Below are 16,609 nucleotides of genomic sequence, written 5' to 3'. Positions count from 1 at the left end.
GTCCGCTCCGCAGACATGACGCGCCGTCACTAGCGTGACGGAGCGTTGTGGCGCCCCTCCGGGGCGCAGTAGCGGAGTGTGACGTCGGCTCCGCCGCCGTCGGGTCGGCGGGGGTTCGGCTCGGTGGCCGGGTGGTCCTTCCGTCGGGGTGCCGGCGCGTCCGCGCCGGGGCCCTTCGGGCCGGTGCCTCGCTGGTCCAGGCCGGTATTTCTGCTGGTCAGTGGGGGTTTTGGCGCACTCCGTGCGCCTGGCTGACCGGGAGGAGGGGGGTGGCTCTCCTGTCCGTCGCCGCCCTCGCCATCCCATCAGGACAGGCAGGCCGGCCTTCCCTGGCGCCCCCACAGCATGTCACCCATCGTCGCGATGAGCAACCCCCTGCCTGACGTCAACACTCATCGTGACTGTCCTGTGAGAGGTCTAGACCCTTCCTAAGGGTCTAGACCCATCGGGCCCGACTCGAATTCCCCACACCCGGAAACAACGCCATGACCCCGTATCAGAATCCCGCCGTCAGCCAATCCCGCCACACCCGGCACCCTCATCCAACCCCGACCACCGGAATGCATCAACCCGACCCTTGTGTAGCGACAGGAATCCCACTCCATGCCCCCTCAGAAAACCACCACAGCCCGCCGTTGACGATGTGACGCGGAATTCCGGTAGAACCACTATCTCGCCCCATGCGGAAAACCCATCAAAAACCGAATGGAAAAACCCCATCACCACCAGGACATCCAGGGCGACGCCCCCGACCGCCAGACCACACCCCAAGACGCAGGACCGGGCCCGGCCCCAGACGCCGAAGACCGGGGCGCAGCACGGCCCGGCGACACCGAAGCCACGACGAGCACCACCTGGACGACGCGGGCGCCGTCCAGGGCCGATGTCCTCGGCGGCGGCGTGGCGGGACTGATCGTTCTCTGGCTTCTGGTCTGTCCGTTCGCCGACGCCGGTGGCTTCTCCTGCCTGATGATGTGATCTGTCCGGGGACAGGGTGGACGGGCCGGGTGTGGGGGGAAGGGGCGTACATGGAGATGATCAGTGGTACCGGTTTGGGCCGGCCCTGGCCGGAGCTGATGCTCGACCGTCGTCCGGCTCTGATCGTCCCTGCTGCTCCCACCCGTCCTCTGCTCGCCGAGGACGGGTGGGCCGGGCGCGACGACCTGGCACTCGCGGCCGGCCCGCAGTCCGCGTGGTCGACGGTCCTGGCCGGCTGTCGGCTGACCGTTCGCCGCCCCGGTGGTCTGGTCTGGTTCGACGGCGAGGTCGCCGCCACCCGCGAGTGGCGTCAGCGTGTCCACGGACATGGTGCCCTGCTGCTGGTCACCGGCCCGTTCACCGGCGTCTTCGACTTCCGGTCCGCCGCCGAGGCGGGCCGGCTGTTCCTCCTCACCGCGCCCGTCCGGCCCGACGACGACGCCTGACAGCCCTGGGCAGAGCGCGGCGGTGGGGCTGGGGCGCGGCACGGCCGGCCTGCCGTCCGACGGGCGGGCGGCGGGCGGCGGGCGGCGGGCGGGCGGGCGGGCGGGCGGTAGGACCCCGGCTACCCCTTGAGACCGCAGGACTTCCCGTCCAGAGGGTGGAGCTCGCACCCCCACACAGGAAAACCTGCGGCCACCACCCCCGGCGGCACAGCGGGCGGCGGCAGCGAGCACCACCAGGACGCCCAGGGCCACGCCGGCCGCGCCCAGGACCACGTCGGCGACGACCAGGGCGACGTCCTCGGCGGCGGCCCAGACAGTCTGGACGACGCCCCAGAACGGCGGCACGGACGGGGCGGCGGCCGCGGGCTCGGCGACGGCCCGAACGACGGCACAGCAGGCCGCGGCACGCTGCGGCCCTGACCGGCGTCCGCACCGGATCGGATCGGCGGGATACGGCGGCCCCGCCTTCCCGTAGGGGTGTGTGGAGGGCGGGAACCGGTCTCCCGCCGCTCGCTTCATGTTCTAACGTGGCGTCATGAAAGCGTGTTTCCAAGGTAGTTGTGCCACACGACTGTGCCGCTTCCGCCCTCTGTGCGCCGCGATCTCCGGGGCCCCGCGGTGAGGCCGGAGCCCGGGAGGCGGGCGCACCGCCGTCTCTGGCTGTGGGTCGCCTCGGGCGGTGCGGTGCTCCTGGTGGTGTCGGCGGTGTTCGCCGCGCAGCCGTGGACCGGGAAGGGGGATCACTCGCTCGCGGATCGGCTTGCGGCGCTGGGCCTGGTGGTGGCTGTCCTCAGCCTGGGGGTCAGCACGCTGGGGCTGCGCCGCCCGGTGGAGCGGGACACCGCGAACCTGTCGCGCGGCTGGGCCGCCAACCTGGCCTCCCAGGTCAAGAAGGCCGAGGGCGATCAGAGGCGGCAACTGCTCGGCGCCGACACCCAGCGCATCAACCTCACCTTCACGCTCCGCGCCGCGCCGGCCCGCGCGGCGGACGCCCCCGACGCCGGGCGGCTGTTCGACGGCACGCCCACCGTCCCGGACGTCGCCGACTACTACCGCCGCACCCGCCCCCGCCGCCTCGTCGTCACCGGCGCCGCCGGCTCCGGCAAGACCGTCCTCGCCCTGGAACTCATGCTCGCCCTCCTCGACGGACGCGGTGAGGACGACCCCGTGCCGGTGCGCCTGTCCCTCGCCTCGTGGGACACCAGTGTCCCGCTGCCCGACCTGCTCGTCCACCGTCTCGTCGAGGCCTACGACTGGCCCGCCGCGATGGCCACCGAACTCGTCCGCCACCGCCGGGTGCTCCCGGTCCTGGATGGCCTGGACGAGATGGACCCCACCCTCCCCGACGGCACCCCCGCACCCGACGCCCCCAGGGCCCTCGCGGCCCTGCGCGCCCTCAACGCCTACCAGGACGGACTCGACGCCGGGCCGCTGGTGCTGACCTGCCGCACCGCCCACTACGATGCGCTGGCCGCGCGCGCCCGCCTGACCGACGCCGCCCGTATCGAGATCGACGCCGTCCCCCCGGCCGACGCCCACACCTACCTGAGCCAGCGCGCCATCGACCGCGACCGCTGGCAGACCGTCCTCAACACCCTGCGCGACGACCCCACCGGCCCCCTCGCCACCGCCCTCTCCACCCCCTGGCGCCTGTGCCTGGCCGCCACCGTCCACGCCCACGACCACGACCCCGCCGACCTCCTACAACACACCACCCCCCACGACCTCGAGCAATACCTCCTCGCCCGCTACATCCCCGCCAGCCTCAACCTCCACCCACACCGCCGCCACCACCCCGACGACACCCACCGCTGGCTCGCCCGCCTCGCCAGACACCTCGCCACCCCCGCCCCTTCCGACGGCTCAACAGCACACGGCACCGGCGCCAGAACCGACCTCACCCTCCACCGCCTCTGGCCCATGGCCGGCACCAACCTGGTCCGCTGGACCGACGCCACCCTGACCACACTCACGGTCCTGAGCCCCATCGTGTATGTGGCAGAGCAGAGTGTCGCCCAGGGGTGGCGGGTCGTGAGCCTCTGTGTGTACGGGGCAGTGGCGGCGCTGACGGCCTTCCTCACCCTCCGCTCCCGCCCCGACCGGCCCGCCGGCACGGACCTAGCCGCCCTGCGGACACCGGCCGGACGTCGACACGTCTACAGAGCCCTGCTGACCGACCTGCCGGCGGGCGCCGCCTGCGGGGCCGTGATCTGGGTCCTGAACCAGGTTTTTAACTACCACCTCCGTTCGGACCTTGAGAACTTTTCCCTATTCGGAGACGAGGAATCACGTCGCCAGTTGGCGATGTGGGCTTTCCTGTGCATTTCTGGTGGGGCTGCGCTGGGGCTGATCCGGGGAATCGCGGCAGCGCTCAGGGTGCCACCGGCCGCAGCCGTCGCTCCCCGCCGCATCATCCGCGGAGAACTCGTCGTCGGCGCCGCTCTGGCCGTAGTGGCTGCGCTCTCGGTCATGATCTGGATGACCTTAACGGTCTTCTTCATCCGCTACGACGACCCCCGCGACATCGAAATCACGCACATCGATCACCCGCCCTACACCTCTGAAGTCATCGTGGACTACACCATCGTGGACTACATCGCCGACGGATTGCCGACGCTCCTCGTCTTTGGGTCCATGGCAGGGCTCCTGGCCGGACTCACCAGAAGCGGCGCCCGACGATACCTGGTCTTCATCCTCTGCTCCCGCAGGCGGCTGCCCTGGCGGCTCGGTGTCTTCCTCGACCACTGCTGCGACACCGGACTGATGCGCCTGTCCGGCTCCTCCTACCAGTTCCGCCACCGCGAACTCCAGCACTGGCTCGCCGCCCACCCGCACCCCGTCACCCACAGCACCGCCCCGGACGACAGCGGCCACCTGCTCGCACCACCCCGACCGCCCCTCCCTCCCACCGTTCACCTCACCGCCGACAGCTGACAGGCATCCGGCCGCCGACACCGGCGCGACGGTCACGGACCTGCACCCGGCCGCCGCCGCGCTGCTGGACGCCGTCCCGGCCGGGGCCGCCCGGATCGAGGATCTGGTCCAGCGCGGCCCGTCGGCTCCGGTCTGGCACCCGCTCAACGGCCGGGGTGGGCGGGCTTGCGGGTGGACCGAACTGTAGGAGGCGGGCTGGAGTCGCAGGGCAAGCGGCCCGCAGTCCCGGCCGCCTCCCCTCCGCGCTCCTCCCGCCTGGTGGCGCCGGGGGCGAAGAAGGAACTCGCGAGCGGGGAGGAACAGGTGGGCCAGGAACTCGCCGCAGGGTGCCGGCACCCTGCCCAGGCCGGTCCGCTGCCCGCTCGGGGGTCCGGGTGCGGACCGGCCCGCCCAGTCTCCGCCGTCCGGCACCACGGTGCCGGACGGGTTGGCCCGGGTGGCGTCAGGTCAGGGGGTGTCGCCGGCCCAGTCCCAGCGGCGCGGGTCGGCGGGCGCGTTCGGCCGGGTCGGTCAGCGCGGCGGGGTCCAGGAGCAGCACCGCGGGCGGGGTGGAGGCCTGCGGGGCCGGGGCGGCCGGGGCCGGGAGGGCTGGGGTCGGGCTGGCCGGGGGGGTGGTGGTCACGGGCGCGTCTCCTCCTGGCTGTCCGGCTGGTCGGTGGGCGGGGCGTCGGCGGCGGCCATCCGGAGCAGGAGGAGGAGGCGGTCGGCGGTGCCGGGCGGGGTGGGGGCCGCGGTGTTCGCCGGTGCGCGGGTCGAGGTCGGCGCGCCACTGGGTGGCGGCCGGGTACAGGGTGTTGACGCGGCCTTCGGGCAGCAGGGCGGTGTTGAGCTTGAGGCGGCGCAGGGCGTCGTAGAGGGGGTCGAGGTCGGTGGGGGTCCAGATGACGATGGTGCGCTCGGCGAGCAGGCCGGCGAGGTCGGCCATGGTCTGGGCCGGGTCGGTGGCGTGGATGGGGGCGCCGGGGGTGCGGGGGCCGGTCAGACGCACGGTGCGGTCGCAGAACGGGGCGCCGGTGCGGTCGACGGCGACCAGGCGGGCGGCGGCCGGCGGGCGGGGGTTGCCGCCCGCGGTGGGCTCGCCCGGGGTGTAGTCGACGTGGAGGACGGCCAGGTGCTCGTCGGCCAGGAGGCGGGCGGCGGTGGCGGTGACGTCCCGGGCGGCGGCACGGGCCTCGGCCTGGCGGGTGCGCAGGTGGGTGATGTGCAGGCAGGTCCCGCACAGGACGCGGCCGCCGTCACCGTCACCGTCGCCGGAGGAAAAGGTGCAGGGGGTTTCGGGGTGGGCGCCGCAGTCGGTGCAGGTGCGGGTGTTGGTGGTGCGGCGGGCGGCGGCCGCGGTGAGCTGCGCGGCGGTGGCCGGGGTCGGGCGGGTCTCGCCGAGGTCGTACAGGTCGAACTCGTCCTTGCGGCCGGTGCCGGGGTTGCGGGTGGCGATGGTGGCGCGCACGGGGCCGGCGGGCTGGCGCGGGAGGTCGAGGGCGGCGAGCTGGGTGGCGGTGCGCAGGTGGGCGGGGACGGTGTTCCACCGGGTGTACTCGGGCTGGTCCACGTGCTGCTCCTCTGGTGAGGGGTTCGGTGGTGGGCGGCCGCCGGGCCGGGCCGGGCCGGGGTGGGCCGGGGTGGTGCGGGCCGGGGTGGTGCGGGGCGGTGCGGGGTGGTGCGGGGCGGGTCGGGCCGGGGTGGGCCGGGCCGGGCCGGGGTGGGCCGGGGTGGTGCGGGGCGGTGCGGGGTGGTGCGGGGCGGGTCCTTGGATCCTGGGTTCCTTGGGTCCTTGGATGCTTGCTGGCCTGGTGTCAGGCGCCCAGGCCGATGTGGGAGACGTACTGGTAGGCGCCGTAGTCGCTGTCCATGTCGCTGATGACGTCGTCCCAGATCTCTTCGAGCTTGTCGGCGTCGCCGGTGGTGAGGGCGTCGACGGCGTCGTCCCAGACGTAGCGGACGGTGAGGGAGCGCACGCGCAGGTTGTCGCGGCGGCGGGGCTCGTCCACGACGTCCTGGTTGATGGGGTGGATCTCCACTTGGGTGCCGCGGCCGTCGCGGTTGAGGTGGTCCTTGAAGATCTGCGGGTTGTTCAGGATGTTGCGGGCGCGCAGGGTCCAGTAGGCGGTGTCGATGGCTTCGAGGTTGACGGGGCGGGGGGTGCGCAGGCCGTAGCGCCAGGCGCGCAGGGTGGCGCCGTTGGCGGAGCTGCCGGCGGCGGCGAGGGCCTGGGCCAGTTCGTCGCGGCCGCCCTGGTGTTCCATCAGGTAGCGCATGCGGGCCATCAGGCCGCGGCGGGTGGTGGGCGGGGATTTGATGCCGCCTTCCACGATCATGCGCTCGATGGCGTCCTCCAGTGCGCGGCCGAGGGCGATTTTCCCGTGGACGTTTCCGCGGTCGCGGTCGGCGCCGTATTTTCCGAAGTTCTTCCAGCCGTCGGTCGACACTTTTAGGCGCTCCGGTTCCTGGTGCGGGGCAGGGTGTACTGGTCCTTGAGTTTCATCTGCGTGGTCAGGCGGCCCTCTTCGAAAACGCCGCCGCCCGCCTTTCGCCATTCGCCGCCGGTGACATGCAATTCGTCGGTTCCGCGCAGCGCGACGATCGTCAGTCCGGCTTTGTGGGCGCGCTGGGACTTGTACCAGAGATTCGCGAACGCCTGGGAGCGGATGATGTGCATCCAGTCGGGGCGGCGGATGTCGCGATTATAGGTGGATTCACCGATGGTCGACGCGAATTTCGCGTACAGGGCCTTGACGTACTTTTCGGTGATGGTGTCACCGTCCGCGATGGCGTTTTCGCGCGCGGCGGTGAGGACCCGGCGGAACTTCTCCAGCAGGCCTTCGGAGGCGCCGCTCGTCCAGGCCTCGGTGATGTGCGGGGCCTCGGCGAGGCCGAGCTTGTGGCAGCGGATCAGCAGGCGCACGGTGGCTTCGTCCAGGAGCAGCGGGCCCGTTTCGTGGCGGTTGCCGATCGGGTCGGGCAGGTGCGGGTGCTCCCAGGTGGGGCGCTGGGGCAGCTGGTAGATGCCGGAGCGTTTGGGGTCCCAGCCGCCGTCGGGGCGGTGCTGGAGCGCGCCGATGGGCAGGTGGGTCTTCAGGGCGGAGCAGTAGGCGGCGTTGGTGTCCAGGACGTCCACCGCCACGGGGTCGGCGCCGGCCTTGAGCTGTGCCATGAGCGGGGCGTTCTCCCACTTGTGGCGGCCCTCCCAGATTTCGTCCGCGCCGGAGCGGGTTTTCTTGGAGAGGAATTCCAGGCGTTCCGGATAGGCGGTGTGCTCGTACGCGGCACCGACCCGGGTCGCGTCGAACAATTCCATGGCGGCCGGGATCGCTTTCTTTTCCAGTGCCGCACTGGCCGCTTCGATGTCGCCGTCGTGCTCTTCCAGGGCCTGGTCGACCGCCGTGGTGATCATGTCGAGGTAGTAGCCGAGTTCGCGGCCGGTGCCGGCGTACTCGCGGGCGCGGGCGGTCGGGCCCGACCGGGGCGCAGCGGCGCATCCGGGCGGCGAACTGGGCTCGGTGGCAGGCGAGTTGGTGGCGGGCGTGGCGGTGTCCGGGTGGTGGTCGGGCGAATTCGTTGTGGTGGCAGGGGAGTTGGCGGCGGGCGTGGCCGGGACTGCCGGGGCTGGGGTGTTCGGGGAGGCGGCCGTCGGGGAGGCGGACGTCAACGGGTTGGTGGGCGTGGGCTGTTCGGCGCTGGCGGCCTGGACGGACGCGGTCATCGCGGCGGCCGGGGCGGACGTCGGGGTGTCGGTGGTGGCCGGGGCGTCGGTCGCGGGGGTGCACCAGCCGCCGAGATGGAGCGGGCGGCCGTCGATCCGGTGGGTGACGGGTCGTCCGCACTGCTCGCACGGCGCGGCCGGGTGGGCGACGGGGCGGCCGGCCTGGTCCCGGTCGTAGTTCGCGGTGGGCAGGCCGACCAGGGCCGGGTCGACCAGCAGCTGCCCGACGTCGTCGGCTTCGTCGGCCGGGGCCGGCTGCTCGGGCGCGGTGGTGCCCGGGGACTGTTCGGTCTCGGCGGCGGGCAGGCCCTCGTCCGCCACCGGGGCCGGGGTAGGCGGGAGCGGCTCGGCGACCGAAGCGACCGAGGCGGGCGGGACGGTCGACGTCGCCGGGGCGGGGGCAGGTTCGGGGGCGGCCGCGGTGGGCTCCTGTGCCGGGACCGCCGGGGCGGGGGCGGGGTTGAGGACGCAGCCGGCGGCGGGGTGGCTCGGCTGGCCGCCGACGCGCAGGTGGACCGGCTGCCCGCAGTGCACACACGGCGCGGGCGGGTAGATCGCGGGTTCGCCGTCCGGGCCGCGGTCGGCGTACCGGTCGTAGGTGACCTCGACCCCGGTGTCGTCCACTCCGGTCGGGGCGGCGGCGGCCCGTTCGCCGGGGCGTACCCAGCTGTCCGGTACGGGGGTGTGGGGAACGTAGGGCTCGGCCGGGCCACGGCGGGGCGCCCGGCGCCGCGCTACGGGGGCGGTCGGTGCGGGGAGCGGGGCCGGGCCCATCGGGGTGGGCGCGGCCGGGGCGGCGAAGGCCGGCGGCACCAGCGCGTGCACCGGCGCGGGGGCGGCGGTGCCGGGCGGCCAGGTGAGGGACTGGGCGGCGTGGGTGGGACCGGCGAGGAGGTCGAGGGGGCCCATCCCCCAGTGCCCGGCCAGGGTGTCGACCTCGTCCAGGGACCACGGCTGCGCGCCGGACTGACGGCGGCTGATCTTGTCCTGGGTCAGGTCGAGGGCGGCCGCCAGCTCGCGCTGGCTCTCCCCGGTGCGCTGGCGGATCGCGGCGATCGTGAGCCGCAGCGTTTCCAACGTGCTGAGTACCATGCAAGCACCCTATCCATTTCCAATGGAAAATTTCCATAAGCTGCGGGTTGAATCACCCTTTTGAGTGATGGGGTCCGCCAGTCATGTGTGGCACCGGATGCGAACGGGCTCCACGGGGGCTCTGCGGGCCTGTCGCGGCTCCACCGGGGCCGGTGCCCGGCGAAGCCGTGATCGCCCGCCAGAACGGCGACGGAGCGCCTTCCTGGGCATCCTGGCCCGCGTAGGCGGGGGCGAGTTCGTTCAGGCGGTCCACGTGCCCCGTCCAGATGGCGTGGCAGTCCTCGCACCGGCCGTCCGGCATGACCGCTTCGTCCTTGCAGCCGTTCACGCCCTCGATGCAGCCGCCGGGCCGGGTCGCGCCGGCGCGGTAGTTGAACCTCTCGATCGTCCGTTCCAGGGCCACGTCGGAGTCGGCCGCCGTGTCGGCAGGTGACGGTACCTCCGCTTCCCGGTCCCGGCGGCGGCAGCGGGTGCACTGGCCGTGCAGAACGGCCGGCCTGTCGCAGTCCGGGGTGGAGCAGCGGGGCAGGTCGGCGGAGGCGCGCCGTGCGGCGCAGGACGGGCACAGGCCGTCCGGGGCGTCGGGCATCGCCTGGTGCGGGCAGTCGGCCCCGGTGCACGGACGGAGCGTCGCCCTCTCGCGGGCGGTGCGCTCGTCCAGGCAGGCCGGGCACAGCATCCCGTCGACCCGCACCAGCTGTCCGCAGGCGTTGTCCCGGCCCGGGTAGCCGGGGCAGCGGTGGTTCACCGCGGGCCGGGTCGGCTGCGACGGGGCCGGGCGGGCGACCTGCGACGGCACGGTGCCCTCGGCGGAGCGGGTCGCCGGGGGCGCCTTCGGAATCGCCCGGATCCGGGCGACGGTGATCGCCGCGTCGCTGGTGCGCACGTCCTGCGGGTCCGGCCGGGGCGCGGCGATCTGCGGCACCAGGTCGCACCACTGCCACCCGGTGGCCAGCAGGCCGTCGACGTACAGGGCCTGCTGGGTCAGCAGCCGACCGGGCAGGGCGGCCCGTGGGTCGTCCCGCGCCGTCTTCATCAGCAGAGCCACGCCCTCCGACGCGACCGGCGCAGCCGGAGCCGTCGGCACCTCTGCCGCAGCCGGCGGTTCGCCGGGTTGCTCCTGGTCCTGCTGCTCGATGTCGCCGCCGTCCGTCCGTCCATCCATCCCGCCGGTGTCGCTCGCGCGCGCACCAGGGTCAGACAAGGACGGAGGGACGGAAGGAGCAGGGTTCGAGTTGGGGGTTCCCATTGAGGGTTCTAGGGGTGACGTGGGCGTCACGGGGGCGGGTGACGTGTACGTCGTGGGAGGGGGTGACGTGCACGTCACCCCGGTTTGACCTGCGGAGATGTCCAGGGCCTGGGATTTCAGGGCCTTGCGGGCGGTGCGGGCCTTCTCTCGGCGGACCTCGGCCGCGTGCACGCCGCGTTCGTCGCCGACGCCCGCACCCGCGGCGGTGGGCAGCCCGCTCGGGCTCCGTTTCGGGAGCGCCGTCGAGATCACCGTGCTGGTCGGCGTCCCGGCTTCGGGGCCGTTCGCCGCCGCGTGGCGATAGCCGAGCTCACGGTCCGAGGTCGGCGTAGTGGCGGCGAACGGAGAGGGTGCTGGGGTGGTCGGGGCCGAGCACCCGCGCGTAGTCCCGGGCCAGGGCGGCAAATAGGCCGGCGGCCTCCCGGGGCCTGTCGGCCGCCCAGAGCTGCACGGCGTGGTGGTGGCGGTTGGTGAGGGTTCGGGGGTGGTCCGCGCCCAGCACGCGTACGTAGTCCTGGACCAGGTCGGCGAGCAGGTCAGCGGCCTCCAGGCCCGCGCCCGCATTCCCGACCTGGAAGGCGTGGTGGTGGCGGCTGATGAGGGTGCTGGAGTGGTCCGGGCCCAGCACGCGTTCCTGGTCGCGGGCCAGGGCGGCGAACAGGTCGGCCGCCCCTCGGTGGTCACCGGCCTTCCCGATCTGGAAGGCGTGGTGGTGGCGGTTGGTGAGGGTTCGGGGATGGTCCGCGCCCAGCACGCGTACGCAGTCCTGGACCAGGTCGGCGAGCAGGTCAGCGGCCTCCAGGCCCGCGCCCGCATTCCCGACCTGCATGGCGTGGTGGTGGCGGCTGATGAGGGTGCTGGAGTGGTCCGGGCCCAGCAGCCGCGCGTAGTCCCGGGCCACGTCGGCGAACAGGTCGGCCGCCCCTCGGTGGTCACCGGCCTTCCCGAGTCGCAGGGCGCGGGTGTAGCGAGCGGTGGGGGTACCGGCGTCCAGGGAAGTCGCTGTGACGTGGACGGAGGGTTTGTCTGCGGTGACTGTGCTGGTCAGGGGGTTATCCCGGTTGTCCGGGACAACGGCTTGGCCGTTGAGGTCCTCGGCCGGGCCTTCCTGGGGTGCAAGCTCCTGGGCGTCGTCCTGGAGCGCGTCGGTGATGCGCTGGAGGGTCTCATCGTCGGCGTCGTTGACTGCGGCCGCGCGGGCAAGGGCCCGGTCGATGTCATCCGCGGCCGGGTCCGCGGCGGGGGACCTCCCGCCCGGCATCGTGTCCGCGTCGTCGGTCGCCGCTGACTCCGAGGAGCGCAGGCGGTCGAGTTCGTCGGTCAGCTCGCGTACCTGCGCTTCGACACGGCTGGCCAGCTCATCGGCCTGCCTCAGCTTGTCCCGCGAACGCTCGAGCTCCTCCTTCGCCCTGTGTTCCTGGCTCAGCGCGCGGGCGAGCCTCGCTTGCGCGTCCTCGAACTCGGCCCGGTCGCCGGCACGGCCGCGGAGTTCGTCGCGCTCGGCAGACAGGACCCGGACCTTCCCCTCCAAATTGCTGATCATGGTCAGCAGGACCATGACCAGCTGGGCGGAGTTCTGGGCCGCCTGCTGGAGATCGGCACGCTGCTCCAGGGCGCGGGCCAGGCGCTCGTAGGTGTCCACCTGCCGCGCACGTACCCGCTCCAGCTCCGCGGCGGGGCCGCCGCCGTGGAACTGCCGGCCCTGGTTCTCCGGATGCTCGGCCGCCTCCCTCAGGCGGCAGGCCTCCGCTTCGTGACGCTGTCGCAGCACCGGCTCGCGCACCGTCACCCGCACCAGGGCGACCACGAAGTCCCGTCCGGGAACCGGGTCGCCCGACAGGAATGCCCCGACCCGTGACTTCGAGAAAGGGAGCCGGCCCGCGACGTCGGTCATCGTCAGCGGCGACTCGTCGACGCGCTTGCGCAGGAAAAGCGCCAGCACCTCGGCTTCCGGCGTCCTCGCCCGGACCGGCCCCCACGGCCTTCCCATGCCCAACTCCCTTGTCTGGAACAGCCCCTGTCCGGACAGCCCCGGACAACCCTATGTTGTCCGGACCCTACCTGCGGTGACGCCCCCGCAGCTTGGGGACTACCCGGACCGGTCCGACGCTGGTTGCAGGCCCGGTGTCCGCCGGACCGATTCGAGGGGAGCGAGCAGGACTGCGCTCCCCGACCTCTGATGGAGGACCACATGGCGCTGTCCGACCCGACCCCGGGTAACCCGCCCACCGCCCCCGCCCCGTTGCTGACGGTCCGCACGACCGTCGTCCTCCTCACCGCCGTCGTCATCGGCCTGGTAACCGGAGGGCTGTCGTTCCTCGGCGACGGGTCCGTGGCCGACTCGGTCCTGGCCGGGCTGACCGCCTCCGGGGCGAGCGTGCCGGCTTTGCACAAGCTGATCAGGTAGCTCCGTGGCGAGCACCACCATGATCAGCCAGGCCGGGCCGGGACAGTCGGTGCCGCCGACCGGGACGACGACGGGCTCAATGTCCCGGACGACCGCCGCCCAACCCGGCACCGCCAGCACCGGCCCGCCACGGGCGACCCGCGACGACTGCCCACCACGGCAGCCGGGGTGGAATCCAGGACCGCCGGTGTTGGGACGGAGGTGAGCAGCACTTCCTCTCCCGCCCTCGGCGTGGCGGCACCGGGTTGGGGCCGGGCCTTCGCTGTCGTGGGCCGGGCGCCGCGGTGCCCAAGCGCCTTGGTCGCAGGAGTCGGTCGACGACGAGCTGCAGAGCGTACTGCCCGGCCATCAGCAGTTGGTGGCCGTGCGGTGGGCGCAGGCGTTCGAGGACCTGGACGAGGACGTTCTGGGCGAGGTGGCGCAGGAGGCCCGTCAGGACGGGCAGGATCCGGGCCGGGCCGTCGACGTCTTCGTGCGGGGCCTGGTCCGGCAGTTGGAGGGCTGGAGGCAGGCCGGCACCACGCTGGGGGCGCTCCAGCCGGCCTGGCCCCACGGGCCGTCGGACCGTCGGGCAAAGGGGCCGTCCAGCCGATCCGCCGGTTGTGGTGGCGCAGTTGCAGGATGCCCTTGGCGTCGGGGGTGTGCCAGCGGCCGAGCTCCCAGCCGGGGCCGACGGTGACCTCCAGGTCGTCCAGGAAGTCCGGGGTATCGAAGCGGGCCCCAGGGTCGATGCAGGCGGTCGGCCGGGCCTGTTCGGCGCGCTCGGCCTCGGACCGCCAGCCCGGGGCCTTCTCGGTGTCCGGCCCGGTGACCGCCGCCGGCCTGGCGGCGGGAACAGCCGGGGCAGGAACCGGGGTTTTACCCCCCGGGGCGTTTGTCTCCTCCTGGCCGGCACCGTCGTCGAATCCGCCGCCGTCGGGTTCGCCGTGGCCCCAGCGGTCGATCCGCCAGGTGCGGCCAGCGGGCCTTGTCCCGGATCTCCTGCGCGGCCATGTAGGCGCGGGTGCCGTAGACGGGCAGCACCCGCGCCAGTTCGGCGAACGCCTCGGCCGGATCGCCGCCGGCGCTCTCCTCCAGGAAGCGGGCCGGCCGACGACGCTTCGCGTCAGCGATCCCGAGGAGGTGTCGGCCGTCCTCGCCCCAGCGGACGAGGATGTCGTCGGCCTCGACGGCAGCCGCGGGTACAGCAGGGGCAGCGTGGTCCGGTGCAGCAGCGGGGACGGGTTCAGCGGCCGGAGCGGGCAGCGGTGCAGCGGTCTCGGCTACTGCTTGGCGGGCCTTGGCCTTGACCCGGTCGACCGTGCTGCGGCAGGAACGGGAGCAATAGGTGCGCGGCCGCCCGGTGGAGCCCTTGGGCGCCGGGTTCGAGCAGCCGGGGCCGACACACTGCCGAGCCGGTGCCGCGCTGTCGGCCGGCTGGTCGGTGGCGGCGGTCGACGGGGCGCTGTCCATACCCGGGATCGTAACCGCCGAGGTCAGCCGCCCAGCCGGGTTTCGCCCCGGTGGTCGGCGGCGGGGCGAAACCCCCGCCGTGGCGGGGCGTACCCGTGGGGGCGCCAGCAGGGTCGATCGGTCATGACGAACCTGATCCCCCTGGCCGGCCAGAAGCACAGTAACAACGAGCACGGCGGCAGCGCGCTGTCGGTCTTCGCCGCCGAGCGGACCGCCTTCGCCGCCGCTCGCGCGCAGCAGGACCCGGAGGAAGCGCCGGAGGTGGCGCGGACCGCGCAGTACCGAGCCCGGGTCACCGCCGCAGTGGGGATCGCGGCGGCCGCGGTTGGGCGAGCAGCCGGGTGGGTGGAGGAGCTGGCCGCCCGTACCGGCGGCCGGCACCTGGCCGGGTGCGCGGCCGCGGCGCCGGACCGGGCGGCTTGGCCGTGGACGGCGCCGACGCCCGGGTACAGGTGGAGGCCAGCCGCGCGCTGGTGTCGGAACAGGCAGGGTCGGCCGTCGTGCACCAGGACTGCGCACACCCGCACCTGCACTGGCTCGGCCGACCCCGCACTGCTCCTACCGACCACGACGTCCCTGTGCCCCGTCCGACGGCCGACCGCCGCCGCCCGGTTCACCGGAGCACCCGTGCGCCACTCATCGGCGGTCGCCGGGAGCATCCACCACACAGTGGGAGGCAGGGCCAGAAGGGCTTCCGGCCGTGCTTCCCGCAGGACTTCCCACAGATCTTCCAGATGCGCTTCGAGACCGCCGCGTTGTCGGGGAACAGGCCGCTCCTGGCGCCGTTCCACCTGATCGTGACCGTCCACGAGGTGTTCCCCAGAGGCGTCGGGAACACCCCCGGCGTCGAGGCCGACGGGGCCAGAGAACCGGCCGGGCGGCGCCACCCAGCAATCCGGCTGACACGGACGGGCCGGTGTCTGAGGACCGGATCGGGCGTAGGTGGCTGCCCCGGTGCACGGTGGCGCGTCGTGTCGCCTTCCCCGCGTAGTCCAGTAGTCCAGCAGAGCGGCAGCGCTCTTCGGTCCAACACCAGGCGTGCGCGCGGGCGGACGACGGGGGTTGGCGGCGTTCGTCGGGGGCGCGGGGGCAGGCCAAGCGCTGCTCCTTTGGCATGAACGTCGGTCGAGAGGTGCGCGTTCGGCCCCCTGCACACGTGCCGGGTTCCACTCTTCAGTCGTCTCTACAGAAACTACTTCGCGGACGGTTCCATCATGGCGGTCGGCTGGGAGGGTCTTCCCCTCGACGATGAGAAGAGCGAGTTCGTCCCTGTACGGGGGCGGACGCTGAAGATCCATCAGCGCAGTGCCTCGAAGACTCCTCGCCGTGGCGCGCGGGGCGAGTGTCGTTACTGCGGCACCCCAGTGAACTGGTTCGACCGGTACGAGGAGCCGCGGATCCCTTTGAATCAGGTCCGTCATTTCACTCCGGACGTGCCGCAACAACTTCGATGGCATGTCTTCAATGGAATTGCATGCCAGGGCGATAGCAGGGGTGACTGTTTTCTGGCTCACCCGGCAATCTGTCCGGCGCTCAACCAGGATGATGCGCATCCTTCGCTGCGGCTGCTGGTACGGAACCTTGGGGTTCGGATGCGGACGAGGATCGAGAGCGGGGAGTTCATTCCGGTTCTCCCACCGCAGGGTGAGGGTGACGTGACTGAGCCGCCATCGGCGGGGCCTGAGGCCATGGTCCGGCACGTCATCGAGTTCTGCGGCAGGTTCCGCTTGGCCCCGGCAGCGATCGGATCGGTCCGTTGCGTGGCGCATGCAGTATCGACAGGCGATCGGTGCCGGAATTTGGTCTTTGAATATCCGATCGGTTGTTGGCAGGAATTCCCGATCCCCTATGTCCAGGGTCGGACAGGACAGCATCTTGCGCTCACCGGGACCATGTGGGCGTTCAATCTGAATGGCGGGGACTATCAACAGTTTCTGCGCTGGCACCGGCAGCGCTGCCACAGTCACACCCTTGACGGGCCGGCGCACGACGCCGTGCCTCCGGAGTGGGTCGACTTCCGTCCGCTCGCACACATGGAGCACATCCTGCGGACCTGCCCGGACAGCACCAAGGCGCTGTCGAATCCGCTACGGCTGGGCCTCGCGGGGTTCAGCGGCGAGGTGCCGCGGACGATCTGCGCGAGCGACGGCTGCTTCAACGGACGGGCCGGCCGAGCTCCCGCGGGCTGGCGCTGCGACAAGTGTGTCAAGGCCGAGAAGAAGCACAGTGACGTGCACCGCCGATACTTCGGGGTTCGTCCCGACGACGGGATCGAGCTGTAGACCGCCCCGCGTAGAGAGTCCTCCGAATGGGTGGCGGCCGGGAATGCCCGCAGCCCTCTTCCGGGTGGA

12 protein-coding genes are annotated in these 16,609 nt (G+C 72.7%); 6 read left to right on the top strand and 6 right to left on the bottom strand.

Annotated features, from left to right (window positions below; genetic code table 11):
• Window positions 1-705: 705 nt before the first annotated feature.
• From BU198_RS13340 to BU198_RS13325, 4 genes are all read left to right on the top strand, one after another.
• On the top strand, window positions 706-978 hold the full coding sequence (locus BU198_RS13340) for a hypothetical protein (protein WP_188297058.1): 273 nt from the start codon (window positions 706-708) through the stop codon (window positions 976-978).
• 50 nt (window positions 979-1,028) lie between these two features.
• The gene (locus BU198_RS13335; protein ID WP_188297057.1) at window positions 1,029-1,424 is read left to right on the top strand and encodes a hypothetical protein; all 396 of its coding nucleotides are present in this window, start codon (window positions 1,029-1,031) and stop codon (window positions 1,422-1,424) included.
• Window positions 1,425-1,550: 126 nt separating this feature from the next.
• Complete coding sequence (locus BU198_RS13330) at window positions 1,551-1,844, top strand: hypothetical protein (RefSeq protein ID WP_188297056.1); 294 nt, start codon at window positions 1,551-1,553, stop codon at window positions 1,842-1,844.
• A gap of 198 nt (window positions 1,845-2,042) precedes the next feature.
• Window positions 2,043-4,358, top strand: a complete 2,316-nt coding sequence (locus BU198_RS13325; RefSeq protein WP_188297055.1) for an NACHT domain-containing protein — start codon at window positions 2,043-2,045, stop codon at window positions 4,356-4,358.
• Between the two features lie 442 nt (window positions 4,359-4,800).
• On the opposite strand, the gene BU198_RS13320 is transcribed toward BU198_RS13325, so the two are convergent.
• The 5 genes from BU198_RS13320 to BU198_RS13300 form a co-directional block, all read right to left on the bottom strand.
• Complete coding sequence (locus BU198_RS13320) at window positions 4,801-5,907, bottom strand: hypothetical protein (protein WP_188297054.1); 1,107 nt, start codon at window positions 5,905-5,907, stop codon at window positions 4,801-4,803.
• Window positions 5,908-6,151: 244 nt separating this feature from the next.
• Complete coding sequence (locus BU198_RS13315; RefSeq protein ID WP_188297053.1) at window positions 6,152-6,784, bottom strand: hypothetical protein; 633 nt, start codon at window positions 6,782-6,784, stop codon at window positions 6,152-6,154.
• 2 nt (window positions 6,785-6,786) lie between these two features.
• Window positions 6,787-9,150, bottom strand: coding sequence for a hypothetical protein (locus BU198_RS42105; RefSeq protein WP_223244326.1), 2,364 nt, complete (start codon window positions 9,148-9,150; stop codon window positions 6,787-6,789).
• 52 nt (window positions 9,151-9,202) lie between these two features.
• Window positions 9,203-10,315, bottom strand: coding sequence for a hypothetical protein (locus BU198_RS13305; protein WP_188297052.1), 1,113 nt, complete (start codon window positions 10,313-10,315; stop codon window positions 9,203-9,205).
• A 394-nt stretch (window positions 10,316-10,709) separates the two neighbouring features.
• On the bottom strand, window positions 10,710-12,389 hold the full coding sequence (locus BU198_RS13300; RefSeq protein WP_188297051.1) for a tetratricopeptide repeat protein: 1,680 nt from the start codon (window positions 12,387-12,389) through the stop codon (window positions 10,710-10,712).
• A 201-nt stretch (window positions 12,390-12,590) separates the two neighbouring features.
• Between BU198_RS13300 and BU198_RS13295 the strand changes: the two genes are divergently transcribed.
• Window positions 12,591-12,806: a hypothetical protein gene (locus BU198_RS13295; RefSeq protein ID WP_188297050.1), complete on the top strand. Its 216-nt coding sequence runs from the start codon at window positions 12,591-12,593 to the stop codon at window positions 12,804-12,806.
• Between the two features lie 858 nt (window positions 12,807-13,664).
• Here BU198_RS13295 and BU198_RS13290 read toward each other — a convergent pair.
• Window positions 13,665-14,258, bottom strand: a complete 594-nt coding sequence (locus BU198_RS13290; protein ID WP_188297049.1) for a hypothetical protein — start codon at window positions 14,256-14,258, stop codon at window positions 13,665-13,667.
• A 1,214-nt stretch (window positions 14,259-15,472) separates the two neighbouring features.
• On the opposite strand from BU198_RS13290, the gene BU198_RS13285 reads away from it, so the two are divergent.
• Window positions 15,473-16,540 (top strand): DUF6083 domain-containing protein, encoded by a 1,068-nt coding sequence (locus BU198_RS13285; protein WP_188297048.1) that lies wholly within the window; start codon window positions 15,473-15,475, stop codon window positions 16,538-16,540.
• Window positions 16,541-16,609: the final 69 nt, after the last annotated feature.

Source organism: Streptomyces sp. CBMA156, assembly GCF_014596515.1.
Classification (GTDB): Bacteria; Actinomycetota; Actinomycetes; order Streptomycetales; family Streptomycetaceae; genus Kitasatospora.
Note: the sequence above shows the minus strand (reverse complement) of the source record. Positions and strands in the feature narration are given on the sequence as shown.

What these genes read in the sequence shown, in the direction of transcription:
- BU198_RS13340 (WP_188297058.1), top strand. Translation starts at nt 706, where the DNA reads ATGGAAAAACCCCATCACCACCAGGACATCCAGGGCGACGCCCCCGAC.
- BU198_RS13335 (WP_188297057.1), top strand. Translation starts at nt 1,029, where the DNA reads ATGGAGATGATCAGTGGTACCGGTTTGGGCCGGCCCTGGCCGGAGCTG.
- BU198_RS42105 (WP_223244326.1), bottom strand. Translation starts at nt 9,150, where the DNA reads ATGGTACTCAGCACGTTGGAAACGCTGCGGCTCACGATCGCCGCGATC.
- BU198_RS13305 (WP_188297052.1), bottom strand. Translation starts at nt 10,315, where the DNA reads ATGGATGGACGGACGGACGGCGGCGACATCGAGCAGCAGGACCAGGAG.
- BU198_RS13300 (WP_188297051.1), bottom strand. Translation starts at nt 12,389, where the DNA reads ATGGGAAGGCCGTGGGGGCCGGTCCGGGCGAGGACGCCGGAAGCCGAG.
- BU198_RS13295 (WP_188297050.1), top strand. Translation starts at nt 12,591, where the DNA reads ATGGCGCTGTCCGACCCGACCCCGGGTAACCCGCCCACCGCCCCCGCC.
- BU198_RS13290 (WP_188297049.1), bottom strand. Translation starts at nt 14,258, where the DNA reads ATGGACAGCGCCCCGTCGACCGCCGCCACCGACCAGCCGGCCGACAGC.
- BU198_RS13285 (WP_188297048.1), top strand. Translation starts at nt 15,473, where the DNA reads ATGGCGGTCGGCTGGGAGGGTCTTCCCCTCGACGATGAGAAGAGCGAG.